The organism is Gordonibacter sp. An230 (genome assembly GCF_002159915.1).
Classification (GTDB): Bacteria; Actinomycetota; Coriobacteriia; order Coriobacteriales; family Eggerthellaceae; genus Rubneribacter.
In genome coordinates this window covers 146,707-170,901 of sequence record NZ_NFJP01000004.1, presented here as the reverse complement: position 1 = coordinate 170,901, position 24,195 = coordinate 146,707, and the positions used below count along the sequence as shown (strand labels likewise).

Genomic DNA, 24,195 nt, shown 5'->3' with positions numbered 1-24,195 from the left:
GCCCTCGTCAAGGAGGCCAACGGCTGGACCACGCTGCGCGAGGCCCTGTTCGGAAAAGGGAAGGGCAGGAGGAAAGGGAAGGAGAGGGAGAGGATGGGGAAGGAGAGGGAGAGGGAGAAGGAGAAGGAGAGGGGGAAAGGCCGGGCGACGGGCGCCGAGGGAGGCGCCGCGGATGGGCCCGCCCCCGTCGCCACGTGCGACTTCGAGTTCGACGAGGCGGCGTTCAGGGAGTGCTTCGAGCTGCGGTTCCGGCCCCACGACCGCCCGGCGGGCTGGAGGCTCGCGTTCCTCGGGTTCACCTCGCTCTCGCTCGGGGCGTCCTTCGCGGCCGCGCTGGCCTGGCTGCGCGCCCCGGACGCCGCCGCAGAGGGGGTCGGGGCGGATCCCCTCCTCGCCGCCCTCGCCCCCCTCGTCCTGGCCTGGTGCGCCGCCTGGGCGCTGGTTGCGGTCCGCGGCGTCCGCCTCGCGAGGGGGACGCGCCGTCCGAGGTGGGGGGCGCCCCGCTGGGAGGCCCGCACCGAGATCGCGTTCCGCGCCCTCGCCGGCGGGCCGACGCGCAGTCCGGTGCCGGAGCGCGCGTACCGGGCGCTTCCCGCCCGGGGCGGCGAGGGGTGGGCCGACGCCCCCTGGGCCTACGACCTCGTCCCCGGCCTCCTGCCGCGCTTCTCGGAGGGCGAGCTGCGCCCCGCGAGCCCGGCGCCGCGCCGCGTCCCCTTCTCGGTCCGCTTCCATGCCGACCGCCTGGAGAAGGGCCGGGCGGGGGAGGGGGCCCGCTCCTTCGCCTACTCGGAGGTCTTCGACGTCGTGGAGGACCCCCGCTTCCCCGACCTGGCGGTCATCAGGATGGCGGACGGGCGCAGCGAGGTCGTCGTCCGCCCGAGCGCCTTCGAGGGGGCCTCGTGGGAGGAGGTCAAGGCCCTCGTCGGGAAGGCCAACGGCCGGGCCGCGCTGCGCTCGGCCCGGGGCGGCGGGAGCAAGGGCGGGAATAAGGAAAAGGAAAAGGGAAAGGAGGCCGGTCGATGAGCGAGATCAGGATGGACTGGCTGCCGATGGGCAGCGTCGTGAGGCTCGAGGGCGCGGAGGTGCCCGTGATGGTCGTGGGGAGGATGCAGAGGGAGCGCGGAGGCTCCCGGGTGTGGGAGTACGCCGCATGCCCGTACCCCTGCGGGTTCGAGGACTCCTCGCAGGCGGTGCTGTTCGACGGCGGCAGCGTGGAGCACGTGCTGTTCCTGGGCTACCGCACCGACGCCGAGCTCGCGTGGTGCGAAAGGCTCGACGAGGAGCGTGCGCGCCTCGCCTCCGGGGCTCCGGGCCCGGCGGAGGGCGAGGGCGGCGATGCGGGGGAGTAGGATGACGGCCCCGCCGCCGGCCGCCCCCGAGGACGGCGGGATCGCGCACGCGCTGCGCTCGAGGCCGTGGGGCTTCTGGGCGTGCGCGTGCGCGGCGTGTGCGCTCGCGTTCTCGGTCTTGAGCGAGGCGTCGAGCGGGAACCCCGCCTTCCCCTTCGGCGAGCTTCTGTTCTGGACGGTCCTGCTGCTCTCCTTGTGCGTGCTCGGCCGTCCGCCCGCCGCGAGGCGGACCATGGGCCCTGCTGCCTTGGCCGGCTCTGCCCTCTACTCGCTCGCGGGAGGGGCATTGCTGTCGGGCTTGGCGGCTCTCGCGACGGTTGCTGTGGTTATCCCTTCGCTTGCCGACATCCCCGGGGCAGACTCTCCCAATGCTTTCGTCGTTTCGATTATGGCTTTCCAGTCCGTCTTCTTTCTTGTCGTCGATGCGGTTTTTTTCGGGTCGCTGGGGGTTGCGGGGCTTCGGATATACCCTGTGCAGGCGCGTGGGGTTGCTAAGTTGGGAGTGTGCGCGCTCGCTTCGGCGGTGCTGTTCACTCTTGTGGCGGCAAGCCTCCCTTCGGGAGGGAACTTGAAGCAAGTGCTTGTCGTCGTTGGAACCGCAGGGGTCATGACGCCGTTCTTCCTCTCCTGCGTCCTGGCCGTGAGGCGCGGGTGGGTCCCTCTTGTTTGCGCCGCCCCCCGGCGCCGCCCCCCGGCGCGATGCGCCGCCCTGGCCGCCCTGCTCGCGGCCGCCGCGCTGCCGGCCGCCCTGCTCGCCCCCGCGCTCGAGCTCCCCTTCGGGGCCGGCCTCCTCTCGAACTTCGCCTACGTGGGCCAGGGCATCCTGACGGGGGAGTACGCCTCGGAGGAGGCGGCGCGCGAGGCCCTGCTGTGGGCCTTCCCGCACAACGCCCCCGCGCTGGGCGTCGAGGCGCTCTCGGCCGCCCTGGCCGCCGCGCTCTCGCTGGCCCTGGCCGCCTCGGCGCTGCCCCCGGGTTCCCGGGCGGCGGCGCTGCGCCGCATGCCCCGCGCCCTGCTCTCCGCGGCCGCCTGCGTCGCCTTCTACGAGGGGGCGGGGCTCGCCTTCTATCGGATCGCCCCTATGTTTGGGGACGGCGAGGCGATCATGGGGGCCCTCGCCGCCCTCCGGGCTGTGGCATTCCCCTTGGCCCTGGCGTCGGCGGCCCTGCTCGCGGCGCGGCTGGCCCCCGGGGCGAGGGACCCGTCGCCCGCCGAAGGGGCGGAGGGGGCGGTCGGCGATGCGGAGTAGTAGGGCGGCGGTCGCCTCCGATGCCCGCGCGCACGACTCGTTGTGCCCATTTGGCTCTGCTTATGACGGCGATGGCGATCGTCGCAGCGAGGGGATGGCGCCCGCTTCCCAGCCTCAAATGGCCGGATTCTCCGTGTTGGCGCTCGGGGGGGGGGGCTTGATGGCTCCGCATGCAGATTGAGGTAGGTCGGAGATGATAGTCAAATCCTGGGGATATTCGATGCTGTTCTACGCGGTCCTCCTGCTGTCCCTCTTCTTCCTCGTGTTCCTGGTGTCGATGGCCGCGGGGGGCGGGGTGCCAGGAACCTGGTGGGGCTTCGCCGTCTTGGCCCTGCTGGTCCTCGCCTCGACCTTCTTCGCCCGCGCCGTCGTCGACCGGGCCTTCCTCCGGCATCTGGAGGCTTTGGCCCGCGAGTACGACGAGGGCTGCATCCCGGGGAGGTTCCTGGAAGGCGCGCGCGCCGTCAAGCGGCGGAACGGCGAGGCCCGGGGCGTCTGGGGCGTTTGGCTCTTCTCGCGCTGGGGCATGGCCCTCGACGACTCGGGGCTTGAGGACGAGGCCCGGGAGGCCGTCGGCGCCGCCGTCGACGCGGCGGGCGCCTTCCGGGACCCCTCCGAGAGGGCCGTTGCGGCGCTCGTCGCCTACCCAGCGGCCGCGCAGGTCCTCGGCTTCGGAAGCGCGGTCGGCCTCTTGGATCGGCCCTGGGGCGAAGGCAGCCTCCGGGAGGGGCGCTCCGTCTCCGAGGAGAGGCTGGCGGCGGCCGAGAGGGACAGGGGCCTGATGCTGTCGGTCCTGGAGGGCGATGCCCCGGGGGCCGCCGAGGGGTGGGGCGCCGTCCGGGCCTCGGCGCGCCTTCCCATGAGGGTGAGGGTGAACGCCGCCCTCGTCGAATCGTCTGCCCTCAGGAGCCTGGGCGATCGGGCCGGGGAGCTCCGGTCTCTGCGCTTCGCGGCCGAGAACGGCCCCTTTCTGAAGGCGGGCCGGGAGGCGCGGGCCAGGCTCGAGGGGATGGCTGAGCAGACGGCGCGCGGGGGCGCGTCGTGACGGGGGCGGCTCGCGGGGACGCTCCCGCCTGCGCCTGCGCGGCCGCCGGGCCGGTCTGCGGCTGGCGTGGGAGTGACGGCTCTTGGTTCTCTGGTAAGGAGTGCAATGCCGCCACTCGGTTCGAATTGCAACGTTCGATTGTCAAGGATAGGTTGGAGGCGAGGGCGTTTATGTTGAGGGTCTACAACGTCGTCGGGGTTGCGAAGACCTCTGTCGCGGCCGTTTCGGTCGTTTGCTTCGTCGCGTGCTGCTTCGCCTTCGGGGCGCCGGACGGCGTTTTGAGGGCGGAGCTGGTGGCTCCGGTGCTCCTCGCGTGCATCGCGTTCCAGGCGGTCGCCCTCTTCCTGCTCTCCGCGGCCGAGTCCAAGGCCGCCGCGAGCGCGATCGCCGTTTTGGACAAAGACTGCGACCCGGTCTCGTTCGCGAAGGATGCGGCGCGCATCAGGAGGCACCGGCCGTCGGTCGGGCCGGCCTATTTCCTGCTCCTGCACGCAGCCGCCGTCTCCCTGGCTTGCTTGGGGCGCTTCGAGGAGGCGGGCTCCTTCTTCAGGCGCATGGAGATCGAGTTCCTCGGGGAGCGCAACGGGGCCGAGCGGATCCGCGAGGCGGCGTTCCTCTGCGACGCGGCGCGTCGGCTGCGCGATCCGGACGGCTTGGAGAGGTACCGGTCCTTCCTGGTCGGGCTCCTGCGGGATGGCCGCGCCGGCGAAGACGCGTCCCGGGCGCGGCGCCTCGTGGAGGCCGCCGACGAGAGGGAGCGGCTCGAGGCGGCGGGAGACGCGGCCGGGCTCGTCTCCCTGTGCGAGGCCCAGATCGCGTCTCTTCGAGAGTGGGACGTCAGGGAGAGGGTGGAGCTCGAGTTCGCGAGGGCCGAGCAGCTCGAGGCTCTGGGCGACCTCGCGGGCGCGTCCGAGGGCTACGCCTACGCGGTCGAGCGCGGCGGCTCGCTGCCGTGCGCCCGGGAGGCGCGGGCCAGGCTCGAGGGGATGGCGGCGCAGACGGCGCGCGGGGGCGCGTCGTGACGGGGGCGGCGCGCGGGGGCGCTCCCTCCCGCCTGCGGCGCCTGGCCCTCCCGGCCGCGCTCGCGGCGCTCTCGGCGGCCTCGGCCGCCGCGGGGTTCTCCGTCGGCTCCCTTTGGGCGGGCTGGGCGCTCGTCGCGCTCTCCCTCGCCTGCGCCTGCGCGTTCGTCCTCACGGCGCGACGGGGCAGGCGCGCCCGCCGCGCCGCGCTGGGGCTGGTGGCCGCCGCGGCGGCCCTGGCGGCGTACCTGTCCACGGCCCCGGTCGACCCCTCGGACCTCCCGAGGTCCATGGGAACCGAGCGAGGCGTGCGCCTCGGCTCCGGCGCCCAGGGGTCCGGAGGGGGTTCGGCGGGGGTCGGCGAGGCCTGGTACGACTCCCCGGACGAGGCGGTCTGGGCATCGTTGGGCAAGTACGAGTTTTTGTCCGAGCCTTTGGCCGAGAAGGAGGATGACGAGTTTCTCTCTCAAGTGTTCTTTCTCGATCTTGGGGAGGAGCATGGCGGGATTCTCCAGTTTGCCGTGGAGACGATGAGGAAAAGCGAGGGAAAGTTTTCTCTCCCGGTGCCTTACAAGCGGTATGCCCACGTGGATCTGAACATGTACTCCGCGTACCACAACCACGACTTCTCGGACGAGGCCGTCGCCGTCGCCCAGTATCTCAACGAGTGCTTCTTCGCGAGCCTGGTGGCCGACGGCACCGGGGAGGACAGGTTCTTCAAGTGCTTCGGCGTCTCGCGCGACCCGCGCATCGGGGAGCTCTCCATCCTGGGCGAGCGCCCGGACGGCGTGGTCGAGTACGGGTACGGGGGCCAGAAATACTACTTCTGGTACTACCACGACCCCGACTTCAGGCGGGTCCTGGCCGAGGACCCCGGGTTCGACTTCGGGGGCTACACGCTGGCCCAGGTGGTGGAGGCCCTCGAGATAGAGGTGCCCGAATGAGCGCGCGCAAAGGGCGTGTCGTGACGGGGGCGGCAGGCGGGGGCGCCTCCCCCCGCCTGCGGCGCCTGGCGCTCCGGGCCGCGCTCGCGGCGCTCTCGGCGGCCTCGGCCGCCGCGGGGTTCTCCGTCGGCTCCCTGGCCAGCTGGGCGCTCCTCGCGCTCTCCGTCGCCTGCGCCTGCGCCTGCGCGGCCGCCCGCCCGGTCTGCGGCTGGCTCGAGCTCAAGGCCTCCGCCCGCAGGGCGGTCTCCCTGCTCGAGGACGGCGGTGACCCGGCCGCGTGCCACGGGGAGGCCTCGAGGGCGCTGAGCGATGCGCGCCCGTGGCTGCTGCGCACGGGCCCCGCTGCCCTGGCCGGATGGGCGGCCGGGGCGGCGTGCGCCGCCCTTGGGCGCAAAGAGGAGGCCGCCTCGTGGCGCGCCTGGCTCTCGGGCGGGCCCTTCCGGGGCGCGGCGGCGAGGGCCGCCTCGGCGGCCGCGGCGTCGCTCGAGGGCGCCGCCCCCGGCCGCCCTCCCGCCGCCCCGGCCCTCCCGCGCGGCCCCGAGCCCTCCCTCGCCCTTCGCGTCGCCCTGCGCGCGCTGCTCGGCGCGGCGGCATGGGCGGCGTGCGTCTTCGCTGTGTCCGGCGTGCTGTTCTTCTCGACCTCCCACCCCATCACCGACGTGCCCGTGTCCAAGGGGGTGCGCTACGGGGTCCGCATAGGCGGAGGGGATGAGGCCCCCTCCGCCGACGGGCGCGCGCGCCGGGTGGCCTCGCCTGACGACGCCCCCGTGGGCGAGGACGAGGACCGTTTTGTCTCCGAGCCTTTGCTTGAGCTCGAGTCGGACGACGCCCTCGCGCGCGTGTTCTTTATCAGCGACAGGTCGAAGCCCGACGGGAACCCCCGATTCTACGTGCAGAGGTTCGGGAAGGAGGGCGGGGGCTATATCGAGGACCCTCCCGGATCGGGGTGGTCGTTGGCGTTCGTGGACCCCGATGATTTGTTGGAGGATTTTGTTCGCCACACGTACAGCCAGGAGGAGGCGGCCGCCGACAACTTGGTTCATTGCTTTTTTTCGGGCACCTCCCTCGACCCTCCCTCCCTCTTCCCCTTCTTCGGGGCCTCGGACGACCCCGCCGTGAAAGAGCTCTCGATCCTCGGGCGCCCGCCGGACGGCGTGGTCGAGTACGAGCACGAGGGGAAGGCGTACTACTTCTGGTACTACGACGGTTCCTTCGACTTCGGGCGTCACCTTGTCGACGAGGGCTTCGACTTCGGCGACTTCACCATCGGGCGGCTCGTGGAGGCCCTCGAGATAGAGGTGCCCGAATGAGCGCGCGCAAAGGGCCCGCCGAGGCGCTCGCCCGCGCGGCGCGGCTGCGCAGGTCGGTGCCGCTCTCCCTGTTCCTCCTCTCGCTGTGCTCGCAGGCCGCGTCCCTCGCCTCGTCCGCGGCGGGCCTTGCGCCGGGGGGCCTGCCCTGGGCCCTCCCCCTCGGCCTGGCCCTCCTCGCCGCCGGGATCCTGTCAAGGCTGGCGATAGGCCCGGTCGCGGTCTTCCGGGCGACGGCGCGCGCGTCCTCCCTGCTCGTCGACGACCTCGAGCCCCGCCGGTGCCTGGAGGCCGTCGAGGGCTGCCTGCCGCTTCTGGGGCTCGGGCGCAGGAGGCTCGGCCCCGACGGCATCTCCCTCGCCTTCTCGGCGGGGGCCTCGCTCGCGATCCTCGGCGAGGAGGAGGGCGCGCGGGCGTGGCTGTCGTGGCTCTCGGCGCGGGCCGACGAGCCGAAGCAGGCGGTCTGGCGGGCGGAGGCCCGCGCGAGCGCGGCGGCCCTCGCCTCGGAGATGGGCGACGCCTCGGCCAGGGACGGGCAGCTGTCGGCGCTGCGCGGCGTCCTCGACGGGCCCCGCCCGCCCAAGGGCGCGGCGGCCCGGCGGCTCCGGGCGTTCCTCGAGACCTCCGAGCGGGCGGCGGCCCTGGAGGCGGCGGGCGACTGGGAGGGCCTGGCCGCCTTCCGCGACGGGCGGCGCGACGAGTCCGCGTCGCGCCTGGCGCGGGTCGGCAACGAGCGCCGCAAGGCCCTGGCCCTCGAGGCCGCCGGCCGGCCCGCCGAGGCGCTCCCGTCGTGGCGCTACGTGGCCGCCAACGCCGGCTCCCTGCCCTGGGCCGCCGAGGCCGCCCGGAGGGCCGCCGAGGGGGCGCAGCGAGACGCTCGGGGGGTTCGCCCGTGAGCGCCGAGGGAAGCGCCGCGGAGGCACCCGCCCCCCTCGCCACGTGCCGGTTCGCGTTCGACGAGGCGGCGTTCAGGGAGTACTACGAGCTGCGGTTCCGGCCCCACGACCGCCCGTCGGGCTGGAAGTTCATGTGGCTGGGCCTCGTCGCGCTCGCCATAGGCGTGTTTCTGGGGATCTTGGTCTGGCCGGGCGTGCTCCATGTCGTCGAGGCTTTGCGGAGCGGGGCGGAGGTGGATGTTCCGACCGTCGTCCTGCTCCTTTACCTTTCGGCCTGGTGCGCCGCCTATTCCTGGGTGACGGTCTACGGATTCCGGCTCTGGAGGGGCCTCAGGCACCCCCGGTGGGGGGCGCCCCGCTGGGAGGCCCGCACGGAGCTGTCGTTCCGCGCCCTCGCCGACGGGCCGACGTGGAGGCCCGTGTCAGAGCGCTCGTACCGGTCGCTCCTTGCTGGGCCGTTCGTCCTGGCGACTCTCGCTTGGGCCGACGCCGAGTGGCACGACGAGCCATACGCGTTCGACTCCGTCCCCGGCCTCCTGCCGCGCTTCTCGGAGGACGAGCTGCGCCCCTCGAGCCCGGCGCCGCGGGAGGCGCGCTTCGAGGCGCGCTTCTACCGGGGCTCCCTCTCGAAGGGCTCCGGCGGCGGGGCCGCGGCGTTCGCCTACTCGGAGGTCTTCGACATCGTGGAGGACCGCCGCTTCCCCGACCTGGCGGTCATCAGGATGAAGGACGAGCGCAGCGAGGTCGTCGTCCGCCCGAGCGCCTTCGAGGGCGCCTCGTGGGAGGAGGTCAAGGCCCTCGTCAAGGAGGCCAACGGCTGGACCACGCTGCGCGAGGCCCTGTTCGGAAAAGGGAAGGGCAGGAGGAAAGGAAAAGGAGGCCGGGCGATGAGCGAGATCAGGATGGGCTGGCTGCCCATGGGCGGCGTCGTGAGGCTCGAGGGCGCCGAGGCGCCCGTGATGGTCGCGGGGAGGATGCAGAGGGAGCGCGGCGATGCGGGGGAGTAGGACGATGCCGCTGCCGGTCGCCCTCGAGGACGGCGGGATCGCGCACGCGCTGCGCTCGAGGCCCTGGGCTTCGGGGAACTTCCGTTCCGGGTGGCTGCATGGCGTTTCCAGCTTCAATTCCCAAGGATGTCGGCTTCGTTGACGGAGGGGTCGGATGCTAAGAGTCAGCAAAAGGCACCTTTTCCTGTTCTACGCGTTGTCTATCATGGGCTCTGTCGCGATGATGGCGGCTACGGCCCTAGCGCTGGGAGGGGGCGTGCCCGCAGTGTGGTGGGGGTACCTTTTGGTCGCCTTCGACATAGCCGTTCCGGTGCTGCTTGCGTCCCGGACGGCAAAAGCCCTGCTGAGCAGGAGCGCCGTCGGGCGCGTGAAGCTTTACGACGAGGGGTGCGACCCCTCCTCGTTCATCGACCGCAGCGCCGAGGTCGAGCAGCGCGCCCGTCCGCCGTTCGACGGCTGGACCGCCTGGTACATGTCGCGCCTCGGCCTTGCCTACTGCGATTTGGGCGACCTTCGGAAGGCGCGGTCCATCCTCTCGGAAATCCTCGGCAGCGCGAATGGGGAGGGGCGCGAGGGGGAGAGGGCCGAGATCGCGCTGGTTTCCTACGACCTCGCCGCGAAGCTCATGGGCGGGGACGCGGCCTCGAGCCTCCTTGACAGCGCTTCCCTCCATTACGAGAGGGCTCCGGGCGAGCATGGGAGCGAGCTTAAGTACATCGGCTTCCAGCGGAAGCTGCGGCGGCTTTCGGAGGAGGGCGATGTCGCGGAGCTGTCCCGCCTTTTGAGGACGGTGTGGAAAAACGACGGGGAGACGATGCGAACCAGGGTCGAAGCCGCCTTCCGGGAGTCGGAGACGCTGCGCTTTTCCGGGCGGGAGTCTCTCGAGGCCCTTCGCTTCGCGGCCGAGAACGGCGGGTCGCTCCTTGCGGCCCGAAAGGCGCGGGCCAGGCTCGAGGAGATGGCGGGGAGGGGGCGGCCGTGAGGGGCGCGAGCGCTTCCGGGGGGCCTGCCGCCGGTCGCCCGTGGGGGTCCGTCGGCGCTGTTGACGTGGGTTATTCCAGATGGCGATGACCGTTCTGATGGATTTGACATTCGATGAGAGGAGGACAGATGGCTTCATCCAGGATGTTCGGCGCCGTCTCGGCGGGCGGGAGGGCGCTGGTGGCGGCGATCTGCGTCGCTGCGGTAGCGTGCCTCCCGCTCGCCACGGAGGACGGCAATCTCGTGGTTGGCAAGGCGGCGGCCGTTCTCTCGCCTTGGATCGTCGCGGCCGTGGCCTGCTCGGCGTTTGCAGAGGTTGCGAAAGGCGGCATAGCGCGGAGGCTGACCGCCGTCCTCGACCAGGGCTGCGATCCCCGGTCGTACCTGGATGCGACCGAGGGCCTCAAGCTCTATCCGAAGGGGTACGACCTCTCGTTCGTGCTCGCGCACAGGAGGGCGTGCGCCCTCGTCTACGTCGGGAGGGATGGGGAGGCCGAGGCGCTGGCCTCGAGTATGGAGCTGGCTTTTCTCAGGGAGTCCAGGAAATCGCCCAAAGCCTACATGGCGATGCTGCTCCTCGATGTCTCGAGGCGTCTCGGCGACGGCGCTCTGGCGGAGAAGTGCGCGCAGGCCATCCGCCTCTGCGGAGCCGAGTCGGGGATGCCGTGGAGGGTGGCGGCTTCCTCCTACTTGCGCGACGTCGAGGAGGGCGCCGCGCTCGAGGCCGAGGGCGATTGGGGCGCGCTCGCCGCCCTTTACGGCCGGGTTGCCGAGGCGGCGCTCCCGAACGACGTGCGGGCTGCGGTCGAGGCGCGCTCGGCGCAGGGCTCCGCTTTCGAGCGGGCGGGCGAGGTGGCTTCCGCGGAGGCCTCCTATCGCTTCGCTGCCGAGCGCGGCGGCTCGCTGCCGTGCGCTCTGGAGGCGCGGGCCAGGCTCGAGGGGATGGCGGCGCAGACGGCGCGCGGGGGCGCGTCGTGACGGGAGCGGCGTGCGGGGGCGCCTCCCTTCCCCGCCGCCTGGAGAGGCGGCCCAAAATCGGAAGAGGAGTTCCGGGCATGGGCTCTGACTCGGGCATCTTCGATGTCGGGGCTGTGACTTGGAAAGGGCGCTGGCCCTCCTCCGAGGCGCTGAGGCGGACGCGCCCGTGGCTGCTGCGCGCTGACGGCCGTCGAAAGGCTGAGGGCGGCCGGTTGGCCGCTCGCCCGCTGCGCGTACGCCCGGAGGCCTTCGAGAGCCTCTCTCTCACGGAGAACCTGATGTCGGCTGTGAGCTGCGTCGTCGGGGACGGTATGCGATTTCGCTTTGGCGGATCGGATGACGCTCGGCATCGGGTGGGCCGTTTCGAAGGAGGCGGACGGGACGGCTTCTGCCGCCGTGATCGACGGGGGCGTCGGCTGCTCGAACGAGGTTGGGATAGCGAGGAAGGCTTGAGCGCTCGCGTCGACAGCGGCGTGCGCGGACGGTCCTTTGCTTCGACACCGCGAAGGGCGCTCCGAGTTTCTCTGGCTGGCCGAGCGGGCGGTGCTGCTGCGGGGTTCGGCATGCGGGAAGCCGCGGTTCTCGTAAACGACTGGGTTCCTTTCTTTTCCGGGCGGGTTGAATCGGGTCGCTTCGGCTTCGCTTGCGCTGCGAACGGCAGTGGGGTCTCCCTTGCCGATAGGGTATGCGAGATATGCTGCGAGACGTTCGGGAGGTGTGGCTTATGAGCGCGAGACCTCCTGCCTTCGAGCAGAGATTCGTTTTCGACGAGCACCTTTTCAGGCGGTATTACCTGCTGCATCTGAGACCCCATGAGAAAGGGATGGGGCCTTCCCTCAACCCTTTCGATCCACGAGCTTGCGGAGCGCGGATCGACGGGGCGGCAAGCGCTCTGCTCGCGCTTGCCTGCGCCTCGATCCTGGTCGGCCTGCTGGAGGTGCTGCTTGGCTTGTGGTACGTTCGAGGCCGCCGGCCCAATTGGGAGAGCCGTGCGTGGAAGGCCAGGGTGGGCAAGAGCTTCGAGTCCGTGAAGGCGGGCTCGCATAGCTGCCCTTACGACCCCTGCATAGAGTCGAAAGTCTCCTTCCTCTCGCTGTTTGTCCAGCCTCAAAGCATCGGCGACTCTTGGGCTGACGAGGATCTGTTCCTTCCCCCTTGGGGCCTTGGCTCGAACGTGCCGGATCCTCGCGCGGGCGTTCCTTGCGAGGTCGTCTTCTCGGTCAGGCTCTTTTCGGACCGGGTGGAGAAGGGGGAGTCGGCCTCGTTCCCCTATTCGGCCATCCACGACGTCCTCGAGCATCGCAGGTTTCCCGACATCGCGATCATCAGAAGCAGGGAGTTCGGAGAGACGCTTCTCCTCAAAGACGGGTTCGGCTCGTCGTCGTGGGAAGAGGTGAGGGGCTTCATTGAGGAGAGGATGGGAAACTCCGAAGGAAGGGGGCGATGAGCGGCTCCGACGCCGAGCCTGCGTGGGGCGAGGGCTCGGCGAGGAGCGTGCGCGCCCGCTTTCGGGGCGAGGGGCTCGCTGCCCGTCGAAGGGACGGGGCGAGGCTTGCGATCATGACTCCCGGCGACTGCTCGTGTCGGCTGGGAGGCGGGCTGGCCGTCGTGCGGGGCGAGGTGCGGATGCGCCTCGTCGGGACGGGCCTCGGTCGAGCCGACTCCTGCCGCCGCCTTGGCGGAGAGGGCCTTCGCTTCCGCCCGACCGGAGCCGCAGCCGCGTTCGGCGCGATGCCGCTCGGCTCCCGTTCCCGCACCTCCGAGTGCCGTCGCTAAGATGCCGTTGCGGCCGTTCCCGCTTTTCGCACGCCAGCGCGCCGCATCGCCGGCTGCCGAGGGGCCTTTCGGGAAGGCCGATGGCCGAGCGCCGCCGATCGATGGGATCGTCGGGCGCTTGCCGGACGCCTGGATGCCGAATATGCGGCTTCGTGCGATTTTTTGCATAAAAGGGGTAGGCAAACCGCGCAAAACCGCATATACTGCCCCCAGTCCTTTAAAAGCGGTACAGAGAGACCGACAAGGCACCACCCCAAGCGCCCGTCCGAACAAGGGTGCGAACGAGTAAAAGCCTTTGTCTGTCGCGGAGGCTTTTTTCATGCCCTCGCGCAGACGCCGCCAACTCGGGGGCGGCGCGACCGGGCGGCGTTGAGCCCGGCGGCGCGCGGCCCGGCGGCGCGCAGGTCCGTCTGTACGCACTCGACGAGAAGAAAGGGTGTGTATGAACGACGCAGCAGCAGTCAAAACCGTCTGCATGGACGCGGACGAGATCGAGCGGTCGCTGACGCGCATCGCGCATCAGATCCTCGAGGCCAACAAAGGCGCCGAGGGCATCGCGCTCGTGGGCATCGTGACCAGGGGAGACCTCTTGGCCAAGCGCCTGGCCGAGAAGATCGAGTCCATCGAGGGCACGAAGGTGCCGCTCGGCAAGCTCGACATCAGCTTCTACCGCGACGACTTCGCGACGCACCTCGCGCCCGAGGTGCACTCCACCGACATCCTCTTCGACCTCGACGGCAAGACCGTCGTGCTCGTGGACGACGTGCTGTACACGGGCCGCACCATCCGCGCAGCGCTCGACGCGCTCATGGACATCGGTCGTCCGGCGGCGGTGCAGCTGGCCGTGCTCGTGGACCGAGGGCATCGCGAGCTTCCCATCCGTGCCGATTACGTGGGCAAGAACGTTCCCTCGGCCGCCGACGAGAACGTCCGCCTGTTCCTCGAGGAGGTCGACGGGAAGTCGGAGGTCGAGATTCTGGAAATCGCACCGGGCTCGCGCGCGGGCTCGGCGCCGCTGGGAGGTGAATAGGGCATGGCCTTCAACCACAAGCACCTGATCGATATCACGGAGTACTCCGCCGAGGACATCATGACCGTCCTGGAGACCGCCGTCCGCTTCAAGGAGGTCAACGAGCGCCGCATCAAGCAGGTGCCCACGCTCAAAGGCACGACGATTGTGAACATGTTCAACGAGCCGTCCACGCGCACGCGCTCCTCGTTCGAGATCGCCGAGAAGCGCCTCTCCGCCAACAGCCTGAACTTCGGCGGCAGCTCCACCTCCACGGTGAAGGGTGAGAGCCTCGTGGACACGGTGGAGACGCTCTGCGCCTACAAGATCGACATGATCATCGTCCGCGACAAGCACGCCGGCGTGCCGCGCAAGATCGCCGACGTCTCCGGCGCGCACGTCATCGACGCGGGCGACGGCAAGCACCAGCACCCCACGCAGGCCCTGCTCGACCTGTACTCCATCTGGCAGGCGAAAGGCGATTTGGACAAGCTGCACGTGGGCGTCGTGGGCGACATCGGCCACTCCCGCGTGTGCGGCAGCCTCATCCCCGCGCTCAAGATCATGGGCTGCGAGGTCACGGTCATCGCCCCGCCCACGCTCCTGCCCGCGCGCCCCGACGTCCTCGGCGCCGACCATGTGACCACGAAGCTCGACGAGGCGCTGCCCGAGCTCGACGTGGTGTACATGCTGCGCATCCAGCGCGAGCGCCTCGAGGGCGCGCCGTACCCGTCGCTGCGCGAGTACAACATGCTCTACGGCCTTACGAAGGAGCGCGAGCCCCTCATGAAGCCCGACGCCCTCATCTGCCACCCCGGCCCCATCAACCGCGGCGTGGAGCTCGACAGCTACATGGCCGACCATCCGAAGCGCTCGGTCATCCTCGATCAGGTGTACGCCGGAATTCTGACCCGCATGGCGGAAATGTATCTTCTTCTGGGAGGGAGCGAAGATGGCCTTACTGCTTAAGAACGCCCATGTGATCGACCCGCAGGTCGGTCTGAACGAGACGGCCGACATCCTCGTGCGCGGCGGGAAGATCGCCGAGATCGGCCAGAACCTGACCATGGAGAAGGGCGTCGAGCGCGACTTGGCCGGCAAGATCGTCGTGCCCGGTCTCGTGGACATGCACGTGCACCTGCGCGAGCCCGGCTACGAGCAGAAGGAGGACATCGCCTCCGGCACGCGCGCCGCGGCCCACGGCGGCTTCACGGCGGTGTGCTGCATGCCGAACACCAAGCCTGTCATCGACAGCGCCGTCGGGGTGGAGTACGTGAAGTCCCGCGCCGCGGCGGTCGGCAAGTGCCGCGTGCACGTGGCCGGCTCCTGCTCGCAGGGCCTGGCGGGCGAGACCCTCTCCGAGATGGGCGACATGGTGGCCCACGGTGCCGTCGCCTTCACCGACGACGGCCGCGGCGTGCAGGGCGCTGGCATGATGCGCCGCGTCATGGACTACGCCTCCCAGTTCGACCGCGTGGTGATGAGCCACTGCCAGGACGAGGACCTCGTGGGCGAGGGCCAGGTGAACGAGGGCGTCGCGTCCACGCGCCTGGGGATGCTCGGCTGGCCGGCCGAGGGCGAGGAGATCCAGATCGCCCGCGACATCGCCATCTGCCGCCTCACCGGCTGCCCGCTGCACGTCCAGCACCTCACCACCGCCCGCGGCCTCGCGCTCGTGCGCGCTGCGAAGGCCGAGGGCCTAGCAGTCACCTGCGAGGTCACGCCGCACCACCTGTTCCTCACCGAGGACGCCATCGGCGACGACTACAACACCTTCCTCAAGGTGAACCCGCCGCTGCGCACGGCCGAGGACGCCGCCGCGCTTATCGAGGGCGTCGTGGACGGCACGGTGGACGCCATCGTCACCGACCACGCGCCGCACACCGAGTACGAGAAGAACTGCGAGTTCGAGCTGGCGCCCTTCGGCATGACCGGCCTCGAGACGGCGCTCTCGCTCGTCATCACCAACCTGGTGGCGCCCGGGAAGATCACCTGGGAGCGCGCCGTGGAGCTCATGGCCGTGCGTCCCCGCGAGATCCTGCGCGTCGAGCGCGTGGCGCTCGAGCCGGGCGCCGTGGCCGACCTCACGGTCGTCGACCCGGAGGCCGCCTGGACGGTGGAGGCCGACGGCTTCCTCTCGAAGGCGACGAACTCGGGCTTCATCGGCGCCGAGCTCATCGGTCGCGCCACCGACGTCTACGTGGGCGGCTACGCCACCCTCGAGGACGGCGCCATCGTCGACTAAGCGTGCTGCGCGCGTGCTTCTCGGAGGCCGGGCAACTGCCCGGCCTCCGTCGCGTTAAGGTCGCCGTATCGTCCTGCCAGCGCGCCATCGTCCTGCGCGCCGTGCGGCTTGCGTGACGATGGCGCCGCGTTCGCGTCGAGCTTCGGCATGTGGCCGGGTCCGCGGCGCGCTACCGGCACGAACTCTCGCATTACGGTCGCTCGAAGTCACAGTTTTGGCCGCTCTGAAGCCCGTTCGCGGGATGCTGACGGGGCATCGGATCGCCTTGTCCGAGAAACCCCAGGTCGCCTGCGCGGCGATGGGCCGCATGCTTCGTTCGCGCCTCCGGAAGCGCCCTTTTGCGCCTGGAAAGGCTTCAGAGCGGCCAAAACTGTGACTCGCGACCCTGTTTTCCGGGGCCGCGCCCTCGACCGCTTTGAAGCTTGTTCGCGATATGCTGGTGGAGCCTCCCGGCCCGCCCGTCGCTTTCGGGCCTACGCTTCGGCCAGATGCCGTGCGAGAAGGTAGGAGAACACGACGCATCTGCTGTGGCTGATGGCGCTGAGCTCGTGAGGGTAGGAGTCGTTGAACATCCCGCCCGAGCAGTTTCCCAAGGCGTAGAGTCCCGGGATTGCCCGGCCGTCGCCGTCCACCACCTCAGAATCGCTCGTGACCACCAAGCCCGAGACGGTGACGAGGTTGGACGCCCCCTCTTCGGCCGCATAGTAAGGCCCGCTTTCGAACGACATGAGCATGCCCGGATCGGTTCCGAAGTCGACGTCCTCGCCGTTTGCGTGAAGTTCGGTGATTCTCCGACAGGTTTCCTGGAGGTTCTCGGGATCGATGCCTGTGGCCTGCGCCAATTCCTCCAGCGTGTCGGCTTGCACTATCACGTCCTTCGCTTGCTCGATGATCTGCTCGGCCGTTTGCTTGCGGGCGCCGGGGGTGTGGTCTTTGTAGGTGGTGCCCTCCATCGCCTCCTTCAGCGTGGGGCCGGCCAAGATGATCCAGTCGCGGCCTCCTGGTTGACGCATGAAGGCATTTGCAAGGTCGTTGTGGGATATGCACTCGTTCACGAACCTCTTCCCCAATTTGTTGACGCGCGGCCAGCGGCACGAGAGGAACGTCATGGAGGAATGGGCGGCGGCTGAGCCGCCGGGGTCGCGCATCATGATGTGTGGGCGGGGCTCCAGGACGCCGCCGATCGCTTCACCCATGAGCTGGCCGTCTCCGGTGTTCTCGGTGTTCGGAAGGCGCCATGCCACAACGTTGAGATCCTCGGGGCGCATGTTCTCCCTAAGCATCTCGAGGTTGTTCTCGTAGCCTCCCGTGCAAAGCGCCACGCCTTTCGATGCTGTCAGCCTCAGATAGGAGCCGTCCTCCATCGACTTCGCCACCACGCCGGTCACTCCGCGGTCCTGCTCTCGGACGAGCTGCACCGCAGGCGTCGAGTACCGCACGCTCGTTCCGTTTTCGATCGCCTTGTCAAGCGCCGCCTGTGCCCAGGCGACCATGCCTTCCTTCGCCTCAATCGTGTCGTTGTAGGTGTTCACGCCGCCGAAGGTGTCAACGGCGGCACCTGAGTCTGGCAGGTTCAGATACGGTGTGATCGCATCCTTCGTGGCTTCTATGAGCCAGTCGACCGCCTCGCCGTTGCGCTCGACCCATGTTCTCCATATCTCCGCGTCGCACCGGTACAAGGCAGCTTTCAGCGCGTCGTCGAGATAGGCCCTCTCGTCGAAAACAATTCCCGCTTCCTTCACGACGCTGCAGCTCAAAGAGCCGATCCCGCTGCCGCGGACGTTCATGCCGGCGGTCTTTTCCAGAAGGACGGTCTTGAGTCCGCGCTCGCTCGCCGCCAGCGAGAGGACGACTCCTGCGAGTCCCGCTCCGCAGACAACGAGATCGACCTCCTCGGTTTTCGCAATGGAGTTCTCCGGCACCTGATCGGCTTCGAACGCCACCGTTCCTCGGGGCGGTTCGAAGAAAGAGAGGGGGCTTCCTCCTTCAGAGGCTCCTGATCCGTTCGTCCCTCCGAGCTCGGCAGCATCCCGTTGAGCTCTCGCCCCGACAGGTTGGCAGCCGCCGAGCGCGGCCATGCCCATCGTGCCGGCAAAAGCGAGTGATCCTCCAAGGAACGTCCTTCTCGACATCGTCTGATCGTCGCGTTCGCTCAAGCGCTGTTTCATCGCATCCTCCGTTCGTCTCGTGTTTTCATCTCCTTCGGCCGAATGCGACGATCCTAGCGGGAAGGAGCTCTCGGAGCGCCACATGAAACATGTGGCTTGAATTCTGCGCTGGGAAACCGCATGATCGGGATGGGTCGAAAGGGGTCCCGGGATGCGCGGGGCTCTTTCCTTCGACAATCTCGTTTGGAAGGGGGGTGCGAAAGGGGATGGAAGGGCCGTTTTCTCGAAAGCGGGACGCTACGAGGGCGGCGGAGTTCGCGGGAGGGGTTCTGATCCCCCTGGTTGGCGTCATGGCGTTCCGGCAGTCAACCTGGACTGTCTTTCGCAGCGACTTCGCCTATATCGGCACTGGAGTGTACGAGGCGTCCCGGGCGGCGCTGCTCGTCACCTTGGCGGTGGTTGCGGTTGCGACCCTTCGGCGTTCGGACCGGGAGAGCATCCTGTCGAGCCGCAGCTGCGTTGTAGCGTCGACGTGCTCGCTGGCGGCGGGGAACTTGCTGGCGGTGTGCGGGTCCCCTTTGCTTGGCGACTGGGAGGCGTTGGCTTTCGTCGGAGGAGCGGTGCTCGGTGCGGCGAGCGGCGTCGTCAACGTGGGATGGGGGCTCGCGCTTTCAGCGATGGAGCCTCGGCGCGCCGCCGTCGCCCTGTCCGGCGCCTTCGCTGCCGGCAGCGTGTACGCCATGGCGATGCAGGACGCCGCTTCCTGGATGTTGGCGTGCGCCGCCGTCGTGCTCCCTGTATTAAGCGGCGTCGCTCTCGTTTCGAGCCTTTTACGCCATGGGCGCGGGATTTCCGCTGTGGAGGGCGGCGGCAAGCGGTCGTTGGGAGCGATCCCTTGGAAGACGATGGGACTCGCCGTGCTTTGCTGCATCGTGAGCGCGGTCGCGGAGCTCATCGTGCCGGTGAGGTTTTCCTCGGAGATGTACTCCTTCAACGCATGTTGGCCCTTTCTGTACCTCGCCATCTTCGCCGTCGTGTCCATGCTGTGCCTTTTGGGCAAAAGGGGCGGCCTTGCCCTTGTGTGGCCCTTGTTCACGTTTTTGCTCGCATGCGGGCTGCTCGCGTTCTCGTCGTTTTTCTATCCGTACCCGCAAGCGTCGGGCATGGTTTTGCGGGCGACGCAGGACACTTTGGCGCTGTTCCTGTGGATGTACTCGGTCGATCTGGTGCGCGACCGCCGGCTTCCGCGAGTGCCGGTGCTGTCGCTTTGCGTTGTGCTGCTCACCTATGTTTCGCACGCGCCTCTTCCCCCTGGCTTCTCGCCCGAGTCTTCTCCGTTCGGGGATGTTGCGGCCGTCTCCCTGTCGTTCGCGATGGCCCTTGTCCTGCTAGCGTATACGATCCTTCTTCTGACGGGGAGATCCAGCGACTTGAGGAAGGGTGGGACCGGGTCGACGGACGGGCGGGGTTCCTTGGACGGAGGGCCCGATCTCTCGGAGTGGGATCTGACCGTTCGGGAAAGGGAGGTGGTTTCCTATATCGTGCGCGGTTACACGTACCCTCAGATCGCAGGGAAGCTCTTCCTGTCCATCGACACGGTCCGCTTCCATGCTAAGAATATCTACGCGAAGCTTTCGGTCCATAGTAAAGCGGAGCTTGTGGAATTGCTCGAGGGGCTAAAGGATCGCTGAGGGGGTTTAAGGCGGCAGGGTCGCGAGTGGGCACCGAGGAATCGCGTGCATGGTGCTCATGGGGATTCTCGCACGGGATGCCGGGAATGCGATGCGCCGAAGGATCGCGATCCGGTCATGCGGCGAAGCCGTACGGGGCGTGTCGCCTAGGTTAGCGGGCATAGTCTGAGGTGCGTGGAGGGAGTCGCGATCAGGACGTTCGTCCGAGTCGCAGTCGGTCGCCGAGGGAGCGCTGGCGTCGCGGTCCCCGAGATTGTCGTGCGAAACGCCGGGAGGGGAAGGGCGTGGGATGCATTGAGGGATTGCGAGTTCGGCATGCAGCGGTTTCTCATGCAGGGGCGTACAGCGGGATAGGTTGCAGGACGCTCGTCGGCATCTCGAATCGGTCGTCGAGGGGTCGCGGACAGGGTGCGCTGAGGGGCGGCGTGCGTCGCATTTATCGGGATTCTTGCGCGAAGGGGCAGGAAGAGGGGCCTCGTCGCGGATCCGCTCGTCGTCATGGGAGCGTTGGCGAGTCGCCGGACGTAGCCTGCTCGTCTTCGAGGATGCTGGGGTTTTGGCCGCGGATGTCGGTTCTCGCATTCCGGTCGCTCGAAGTCACAGTTTTGGCCGCTCTGAAGCCCGTTCGCGGGATGCTGACGGGGCATCGGAGCGGCCTGTCCGAGAAACCCCAGGTCGCCTGCGCGGCGATGGGCCGCATGCGTCGTCCGCCCTCTCGGAAACGCCCTTTCGCGCCTGGAAAGGCTTCAGAGCGGCCAAAACTGTGACTCGCGCTCCTGTTTTTCGCGTGGTATCATGGGCGCACCAAAGAGCCAGTGCAGGCGCGCTCCCTCTAGGGGAGCCGCCCATGCGGAAGCGGCGATGCCCTCGCTTTCCTTACCACGCCTGCAAGATCCTCTCAGAACAGGGCGTTTCGAGGGGGTAGTGCGCCTATGGCGGGCACACGGGTCTATTTCAGCCATCGAACATCGCTCCAGCTGCTGCGGACGTCGAGCCCGGCCGGCCGCGCGCCGCTGCAAGGCCCCTCGCGCGTGCTGCCGGACCGTGCCCCGAGCGCGGCTGAGCTCGCGGAGGTCGTCGAGCGCCTGCGAGCGGCGCATCGCGGCATCCTTATCGATCAGCCCGTCCATGTCCTCGTGGCCACGGCCGCGCGCCGACGCTTGGCGCCCGACTGTCACGAGCACGTGTGCGCGGCGTCTCTGGCGGGCAGGGAGTTCCTCCGTCTGGCGGAGGGCGCGTTTTCGGCGGGCGCCGCCCTTGCCCTCGCCCAGGCCGCTGCGGGCGAGAAGAGCCCGATCGCCCTGCTCGAGCTGGTGTACGAGGCGTGCGGGACGTACCAGACGCGGCGCACGGGCGTCGGGTCGGCCTACAACGTGCCCCCGCTCGCCTGCGTGGACGACCTGCGCGCCTTCGTCGCGCGCAACCCCTCGCTCGACGGCGCAGGCAAGCTCGGGCGCATCCTGCGTTACGCGGCCGACCGCTCCGCCTCGGCGCGCGAGACGAAGCAGGCGCTCGTGCTGGGCCTTCCGCTGCGCCAGGGCGGCGAGGGCCTCGGCATCCCCCGCATGAACTTCGAGGTGCGGGCGAGCCCGGCGGCGCGGGCCATCTCGGGGCGGTCGAGCTTCCGCTGCGATCTGTGCTGGCCGGAGGCGAGGCTCGACGTGGAGTACCAGAGCCGCTTCGCGCACGAGGGCGAGGCGAGCCGCCTTAGGGACTCGCGCAGGACGAACGCGCTCATGGCCATGGGATGGACGGTGATCGGCGTCACCAACGACGAGCTCGACAGCCTCGCGGCCACCGAGACGATCGCCCGCACGATACGACGGCATCTCGGCAAGCGCTCGCAGTTTCGCATCGACGACCTCCATGCGCGCAAGCTCAAGCTCAGGCGCCAGCTGGGGCTCGGCGTGGGGTGAGGGTGAAAGCATCCGCGCGGGCGGGGCCTACGCTGCGCGGGCGAAGCCTACGCCTCCTCGCCGCCCGTCCCGGAGCCCTTGCGCGCGAGGTCGATGAGCTCCTGCTGCGAGTGCACGCCGCACTTGGAGAAGATGCTGCGCACGTGCGAGCTCACCGTGTTGATGGACACGGTGAGCTCGTCGCGGATGTAGGGGCGGCTGCGCCCGGCCAGGAGCAGCGCCGCCACGTCCGTCTCGCGGCTCGTCAGGTCGAAGGACGCCTGGAGCGCGCGGGCCTCCTGCTCGAACAGGGCGTCCAGGTTGGGCCCCGCGCCGTCTGCGGCCGTCACGCCCGCCGCGTCGCCCTCGCCGCGACCGCGGGCGCGGTTGAACACCCACTGCGGATTGAAGCCTGCGACCATGATGGCGAACGCCACGATCGCGAGCAGCACCGACGACAGCGCCATGAGCCCTTTCTCGTCCAGCGAAGGCATGGCGTAGAGCCCCGCGAGGCAGCCGAGGAAGATGCCGAGCCCTTCGCCGAGCGCGTACACGCCGAACACGGTGAGCGCCGGGGAGCCGGTGCGCCGCAGGTACTTGCAAGCGCCCAGCCAGCAGCCGAACTGCACGCCGAACATCCCCAGGAAGTTGATGGCGTAGGCCGCAAGGCGCAGGGAGGGGTTGCCGTAGTCGACGAGGATGGGCGCGTAGCTCAGCATGAACAGAGGCAGGCTCCAGCGGTAGGCGAGCGAGATGTTCAGGTAGCGCGACAGCCGCAGGCACAGCGCCAACATGACGAGCGACAGCGCGCAGGCGCACGTGAACGGTATGAGGAAGTGGGCGATGCGATCGCCCATGGTCTCCGGCGTGGCCAGCACGCGGAAAAATGCGACTTGCACCCATGACGCGCATGCGAGCACGCCGAACGGGAGCAGCCCGTGGTTCACGCGTGGCTGCGGGCGGGCTGCCGGGGCCGGAGGGCGCCCCTCGCCGCGGCGCCGGCAGGCGAGCCAGAACGACAACGCTATCATGGCGAGCAGCAGCACGAGGAAGGGGATGGAGCCTCGCTTCGTGAGCAGCAGCACGAAGTACAGTGCGAAGGCCACCGTGAACGACAGGGGTGTGGCGAACTCGACGTGGGCCTCGTCGTAGGAGCCCAGACGGTCGCTCCACAGCATGGCGAACAGCGCCACGGCGATGCCCGTGAGGGCGCCGCCCGGCACGTGGAGCGCCCAGACGGTGCCGAACCGGTCGGTCCAGGCGAGCCAGATGAGCAGGTTGCCCGCCACGGCGCAGGCGAGCGCGGCGGCCCCGAAGCCGCGCCGGTGCACGAGCGCCGCAGGGTCGGGCGCCAGGCGCGCCGCCACGATGCCGCTCAGCCCGCCAAGGCCCTCGAACAGGCCGCTCACCATCCAGATGCGCTCCAGATTGTAGTTCGTCAGCGTGCCGTCGATGGCGGCGTCGTGCGTGGCCAGTCCGCAGCCGAACAGCGTGCAGAACGTCCAGCCCAGAAAGAGGGCGAAGCCGATGGTCTCGCGCCGGTACAGCGGAAGGTTCCGCCGATAGTGCTGTATCAAATACTCTCACCTCCCCGCTCCGATTATAGTACAGGCTCGCGTGCGACTTGCGGGCAACCCGGGAGTTCTGGTTTACTCGGCAAGCTTTTGATCAGGAGAAACAAAAACTTCACCTAGATCAGGTGGGATGTTTGGGAGAGGCTTTCCTGCCTAAACGCCTCGATCAGGTGATGAAGCGGGTCGAATACCTTTCTAAACTCGAAGGCCGTCGTGTTCGTTTCCTAATAATAAGGAGGAGAGTATGGGATCTATGGACATCGATCGACGCACGTTCGTCAGCGCGATGGGCGCCCTGGGCGCGCTGTCGGTTGCCGGCGCCGCGCTCGGCAGCCAGCCGACCGCGGCCGTCGCGGCCGAGTCGGCGTTCCCGGCACCGGCCAAGGGCAAGCCCGTCGAGGCGAGCGTCGACCCGAAGACCGGCGACGTGACCGTCAACGAGGACGTGCTCGTGCGCTATTCCGGCTGCGTGGGGTGCTACTGCTCGTGCGGCAACCGCGTGAAGCTCGACCGCGAGACGGGCAGCGTGCTGGGCGTGGGCGGCAACCCCTACAACCCGGCCGATGCGTACCCGTTCCTGGACTTCGAGGCGCCCCTCACCGAGGCGTACCAGTCCCTAAGCTACGCCAACGGCAAGGGCAACCAGCTGCGCGGCACCATATGCGGCCGCGGCAACGGCACGTTGGACGGCTACACCCAGCCCGACCGCATCACCGTGCCGCTCAAGCGCGCCGGCAAGCGCGGCGAGGGCAAGTGGAAGGCCATCGGCTGGGACCAGCTCATCAAGGAGGTCACGGAAGGCGGCAAGCTGTTCGCCGAGATCGGCGAGGACCGCGAGGTCATGGGCTTCAAGGAGCTCCATGATACGAAGACGCCGATGAACCCCGACGAGCCGGGCCTCGGCCCCGTGTCAAACCAGCTGGTCATGCTGGGCAGCCGCTCGGACGGCCGCGGCAGTTTCAGCAGCCGCTTCGCCTCGACGTTCGGCACGATAAACGCCTACGGGCACTCAAGCAGTTGAGCGGTCGCCAACTCAGCGAGTTCGCTGGCACAAGCAGGTAAGAACGGCCTCACCCCCGAGCCGGAGGAGGCCGAGTACGCAATCTGGCTGGGCGCCTTCCC

Annotated in this window: 21 protein-coding genes; 19 read left to right on the top strand and 2 right to left on the bottom strand. The window is 69.2% G+C overall.

Translation table 11 applies throughout. From position 1 onward, the window contains the following. The 16 genes from B5F40_RS16165 to B5F40_RS03675 all read left to right on the top strand — a co-directional run. On the top strand, positions 1-1,023 hold a 1,023-nt coding region (locus tag B5F40_RS16165), incomplete at its 5' end, for a hypothetical protein (RefSeq protein WP_162610875.1). After that, positions 1,020-1,349 carry a DUF4176 domain-containing protein gene (locus tag B5F40_RS03745; protein WP_087193038.1) on the top strand — a complete coding sequence of 110 codons (330 nt, stop codon included), beginning with the start codon at positions 1,020-1,022 and terminating at the stop codon, positions 1,347-1,349. The genes B5F40_RS16165 and B5F40_RS03745, both read left to right, overlap by 4 nt. A gap of 1 nt (position 1,350) precedes the next feature. After that, positions 1,351-2,598 (top strand): hypothetical protein, encoded by a 1,248-nt coding sequence (locus tag B5F40_RS03740; protein ID WP_140396402.1) that lies wholly within the window; start codon positions 1,351-1,353, stop codon positions 2,596-2,598. Positions 2,599-2,791: 193 nt separating this feature from the next. Then, a complete protein-coding gene (locus B5F40_RS03735; RefSeq protein WP_140396401.1) occupies positions 2,792-3,643 on the top strand; it encodes a hypothetical protein in 852 nt (283 codons plus the stop codon). A 170-nt stretch (positions 3,644-3,813) separates the two neighbouring features. After that, positions 3,814-4,665 (top strand): hypothetical protein, encoded by an 852-nt coding sequence (locus B5F40_RS03730; protein WP_087193035.1) that lies wholly within the window; start codon positions 3,814-3,816, stop codon positions 4,663-4,665. Next, on the top strand, positions 4,662-5,606 hold the full coding sequence (locus B5F40_RS03725) for a hypothetical protein (protein WP_087193034.1): 945 nt from the start codon (positions 4,662-4,664) through the stop codon (positions 5,604-5,606). Before B5F40_RS03730 ends, B5F40_RS03725 begins: the two co-directional genes overlap by 4 nt. Continuing rightward, on the top strand, positions 5,603-6,916 hold the full coding sequence (locus B5F40_RS03720) for a hypothetical protein (protein WP_087193033.1): 1,314 nt from the start codon (positions 5,603-5,605) through the stop codon (positions 6,914-6,916). The genes B5F40_RS03725 and B5F40_RS03720 overlap by 4 nt, the downstream gene beginning before the upstream one ends. Beyond that, the gene (locus B5F40_RS03715) at positions 6,913-7,809 is read left to right on the top strand and encodes a hypothetical protein (protein ID WP_087193032.1); all 897 of its coding nucleotides are present in this window, start codon (positions 6,913-6,915) and stop codon (positions 7,807-7,809) included. The genes B5F40_RS03720 and B5F40_RS03715 overlap by 4 nt, the downstream gene beginning before the upstream one ends. Then, positions 7,806-8,816 (top strand): hypothetical protein, encoded by a 1,011-nt coding sequence (locus tag B5F40_RS03710; RefSeq protein WP_087193031.1) that lies wholly within the window; start codon positions 7,806-7,808, stop codon positions 8,814-8,816. Before B5F40_RS03715 ends, B5F40_RS03710 begins: the two co-directional genes overlap by 4 nt. A gap of 154 nt (positions 8,817-8,970) precedes the next feature. Then, positions 8,971-9,798, top strand: a complete 828-nt coding sequence (locus tag B5F40_RS03705; protein WP_087193030.1) for a hypothetical protein — start codon at positions 8,971-8,973, stop codon at positions 9,796-9,798. A gap of 128 nt (positions 9,799-9,926) precedes the next feature. After that, entirely contained in the window at positions 9,927-10,775 is an 849-nt protein-coding gene (locus B5F40_RS03700) for a hypothetical protein (RefSeq protein WP_087193029.1), read from the top strand. 724 nt (positions 10,776-11,499) lie between these two features. Beyond that, positions 11,500-12,222 carry a hypothetical protein gene (locus tag B5F40_RS03695; RefSeq protein ID WP_140396400.1) on the top strand — a complete coding sequence of 241 codons (723 nt, stop codon included), beginning with the start codon at positions 11,500-11,502 and terminating at the stop codon, positions 12,220-12,222. Next, positions 12,219-12,551, top strand: a complete 333-nt coding sequence (locus B5F40_RS03690) for a hypothetical protein (RefSeq protein WP_087193027.1) — start codon at positions 12,219-12,221, stop codon at positions 12,549-12,551. Before B5F40_RS03695 ends, B5F40_RS03690 begins: the two co-directional genes overlap by 4 nt. Positions 12,552-12,993: 442 nt before the next feature. Continuing rightward, positions 12,994-13,581 carry a bifunctional pyr operon transcriptional regulator/uracil phosphoribosyltransferase PyrR gene (gene pyrR / locus B5F40_RS03685; RefSeq protein WP_087193026.1) on the top strand — a complete coding sequence of 196 codons (588 nt, stop codon included), beginning with the start codon at positions 12,994-12,996 and terminating at the stop codon, positions 13,579-13,581. Positions 13,582-13,584: 3 nt separating this feature from the next. Continuing rightward, on the top strand, positions 13,585-14,529 hold the full coding sequence (locus B5F40_RS03680; RefSeq protein WP_087193025.1) for an aspartate carbamoyltransferase catalytic subunit: 945 nt from the start codon (positions 13,585-13,587) through the stop codon (positions 14,527-14,529). Continuing rightward, positions 14,513-15,805, top strand: a complete 1,293-nt coding sequence (locus tag B5F40_RS03675; protein WP_087193024.1) for a dihydroorotase — start codon at positions 14,513-14,515, stop codon at positions 15,803-15,805. Before B5F40_RS03680 ends, B5F40_RS03675 begins: the two co-directional genes overlap by 17 nt. A 473-nt stretch (positions 15,806-16,278) precedes the next feature. Here the strand turns inward: B5F40_RS03675 and B5F40_RS03670 are convergent, their stop codons facing one another. Continuing rightward, complete coding sequence (locus B5F40_RS03670; protein ID WP_162610874.1) at positions 16,279-17,748, bottom strand: FAD-dependent oxidoreductase; 1,470 nt, start codon at positions 17,746-17,748, stop codon at positions 16,279-16,281. A 431-nt stretch (positions 17,749-18,179) separates the two neighbouring features. On the opposite strand from B5F40_RS03670, the gene B5F40_RS03665 reads away from it, so the two are divergent. Together B5F40_RS03665 and B5F40_RS03655 are read left to right on the top strand one after the other, a co-directional pair. Then, on the top strand, positions 18,180-19,604 hold the full coding sequence (locus tag B5F40_RS03665; RefSeq protein ID WP_162610873.1) for a helix-turn-helix domain-containing protein: 1,425 nt from the start codon (positions 18,180-18,182) through the stop codon (positions 19,602-19,604). A gap of 932 nt (positions 19,605-20,536) precedes the next feature. Continuing rightward, a complete protein-coding gene (locus tag B5F40_RS03655; protein ID WP_087193020.1) occupies positions 20,537-21,520 on the top strand; it encodes a DUF559 domain-containing protein in 984 nt (327 codons plus the stop codon). A 47-nt stretch (positions 21,521-21,567) separates the two neighbouring features. Here the strand turns inward: B5F40_RS03655 and B5F40_RS03650 are convergent, their stop codons facing one another. Further along, positions 21,568-23,076 carry a response regulator transcription factor gene (locus B5F40_RS03650; RefSeq protein WP_087193019.1) on the bottom strand — a complete coding sequence of 503 codons (1,509 nt, stop codon included), beginning with the start codon at positions 23,074-23,076 and terminating at the stop codon, positions 21,568-21,570. 241 nt (positions 23,077-23,317) lie between these two features. Between B5F40_RS03650 and B5F40_RS03645 the strand changes: the two genes are divergently transcribed. Next, positions 23,318-24,094, top strand: coding sequence for a Tat pathway signal protein (locus B5F40_RS03645; RefSeq protein ID WP_140396399.1), 777 nt, complete (start codon positions 23,318-23,320; stop codon positions 24,092-24,094). Positions 24,095-24,195: the final 101 nt, after the last annotated feature.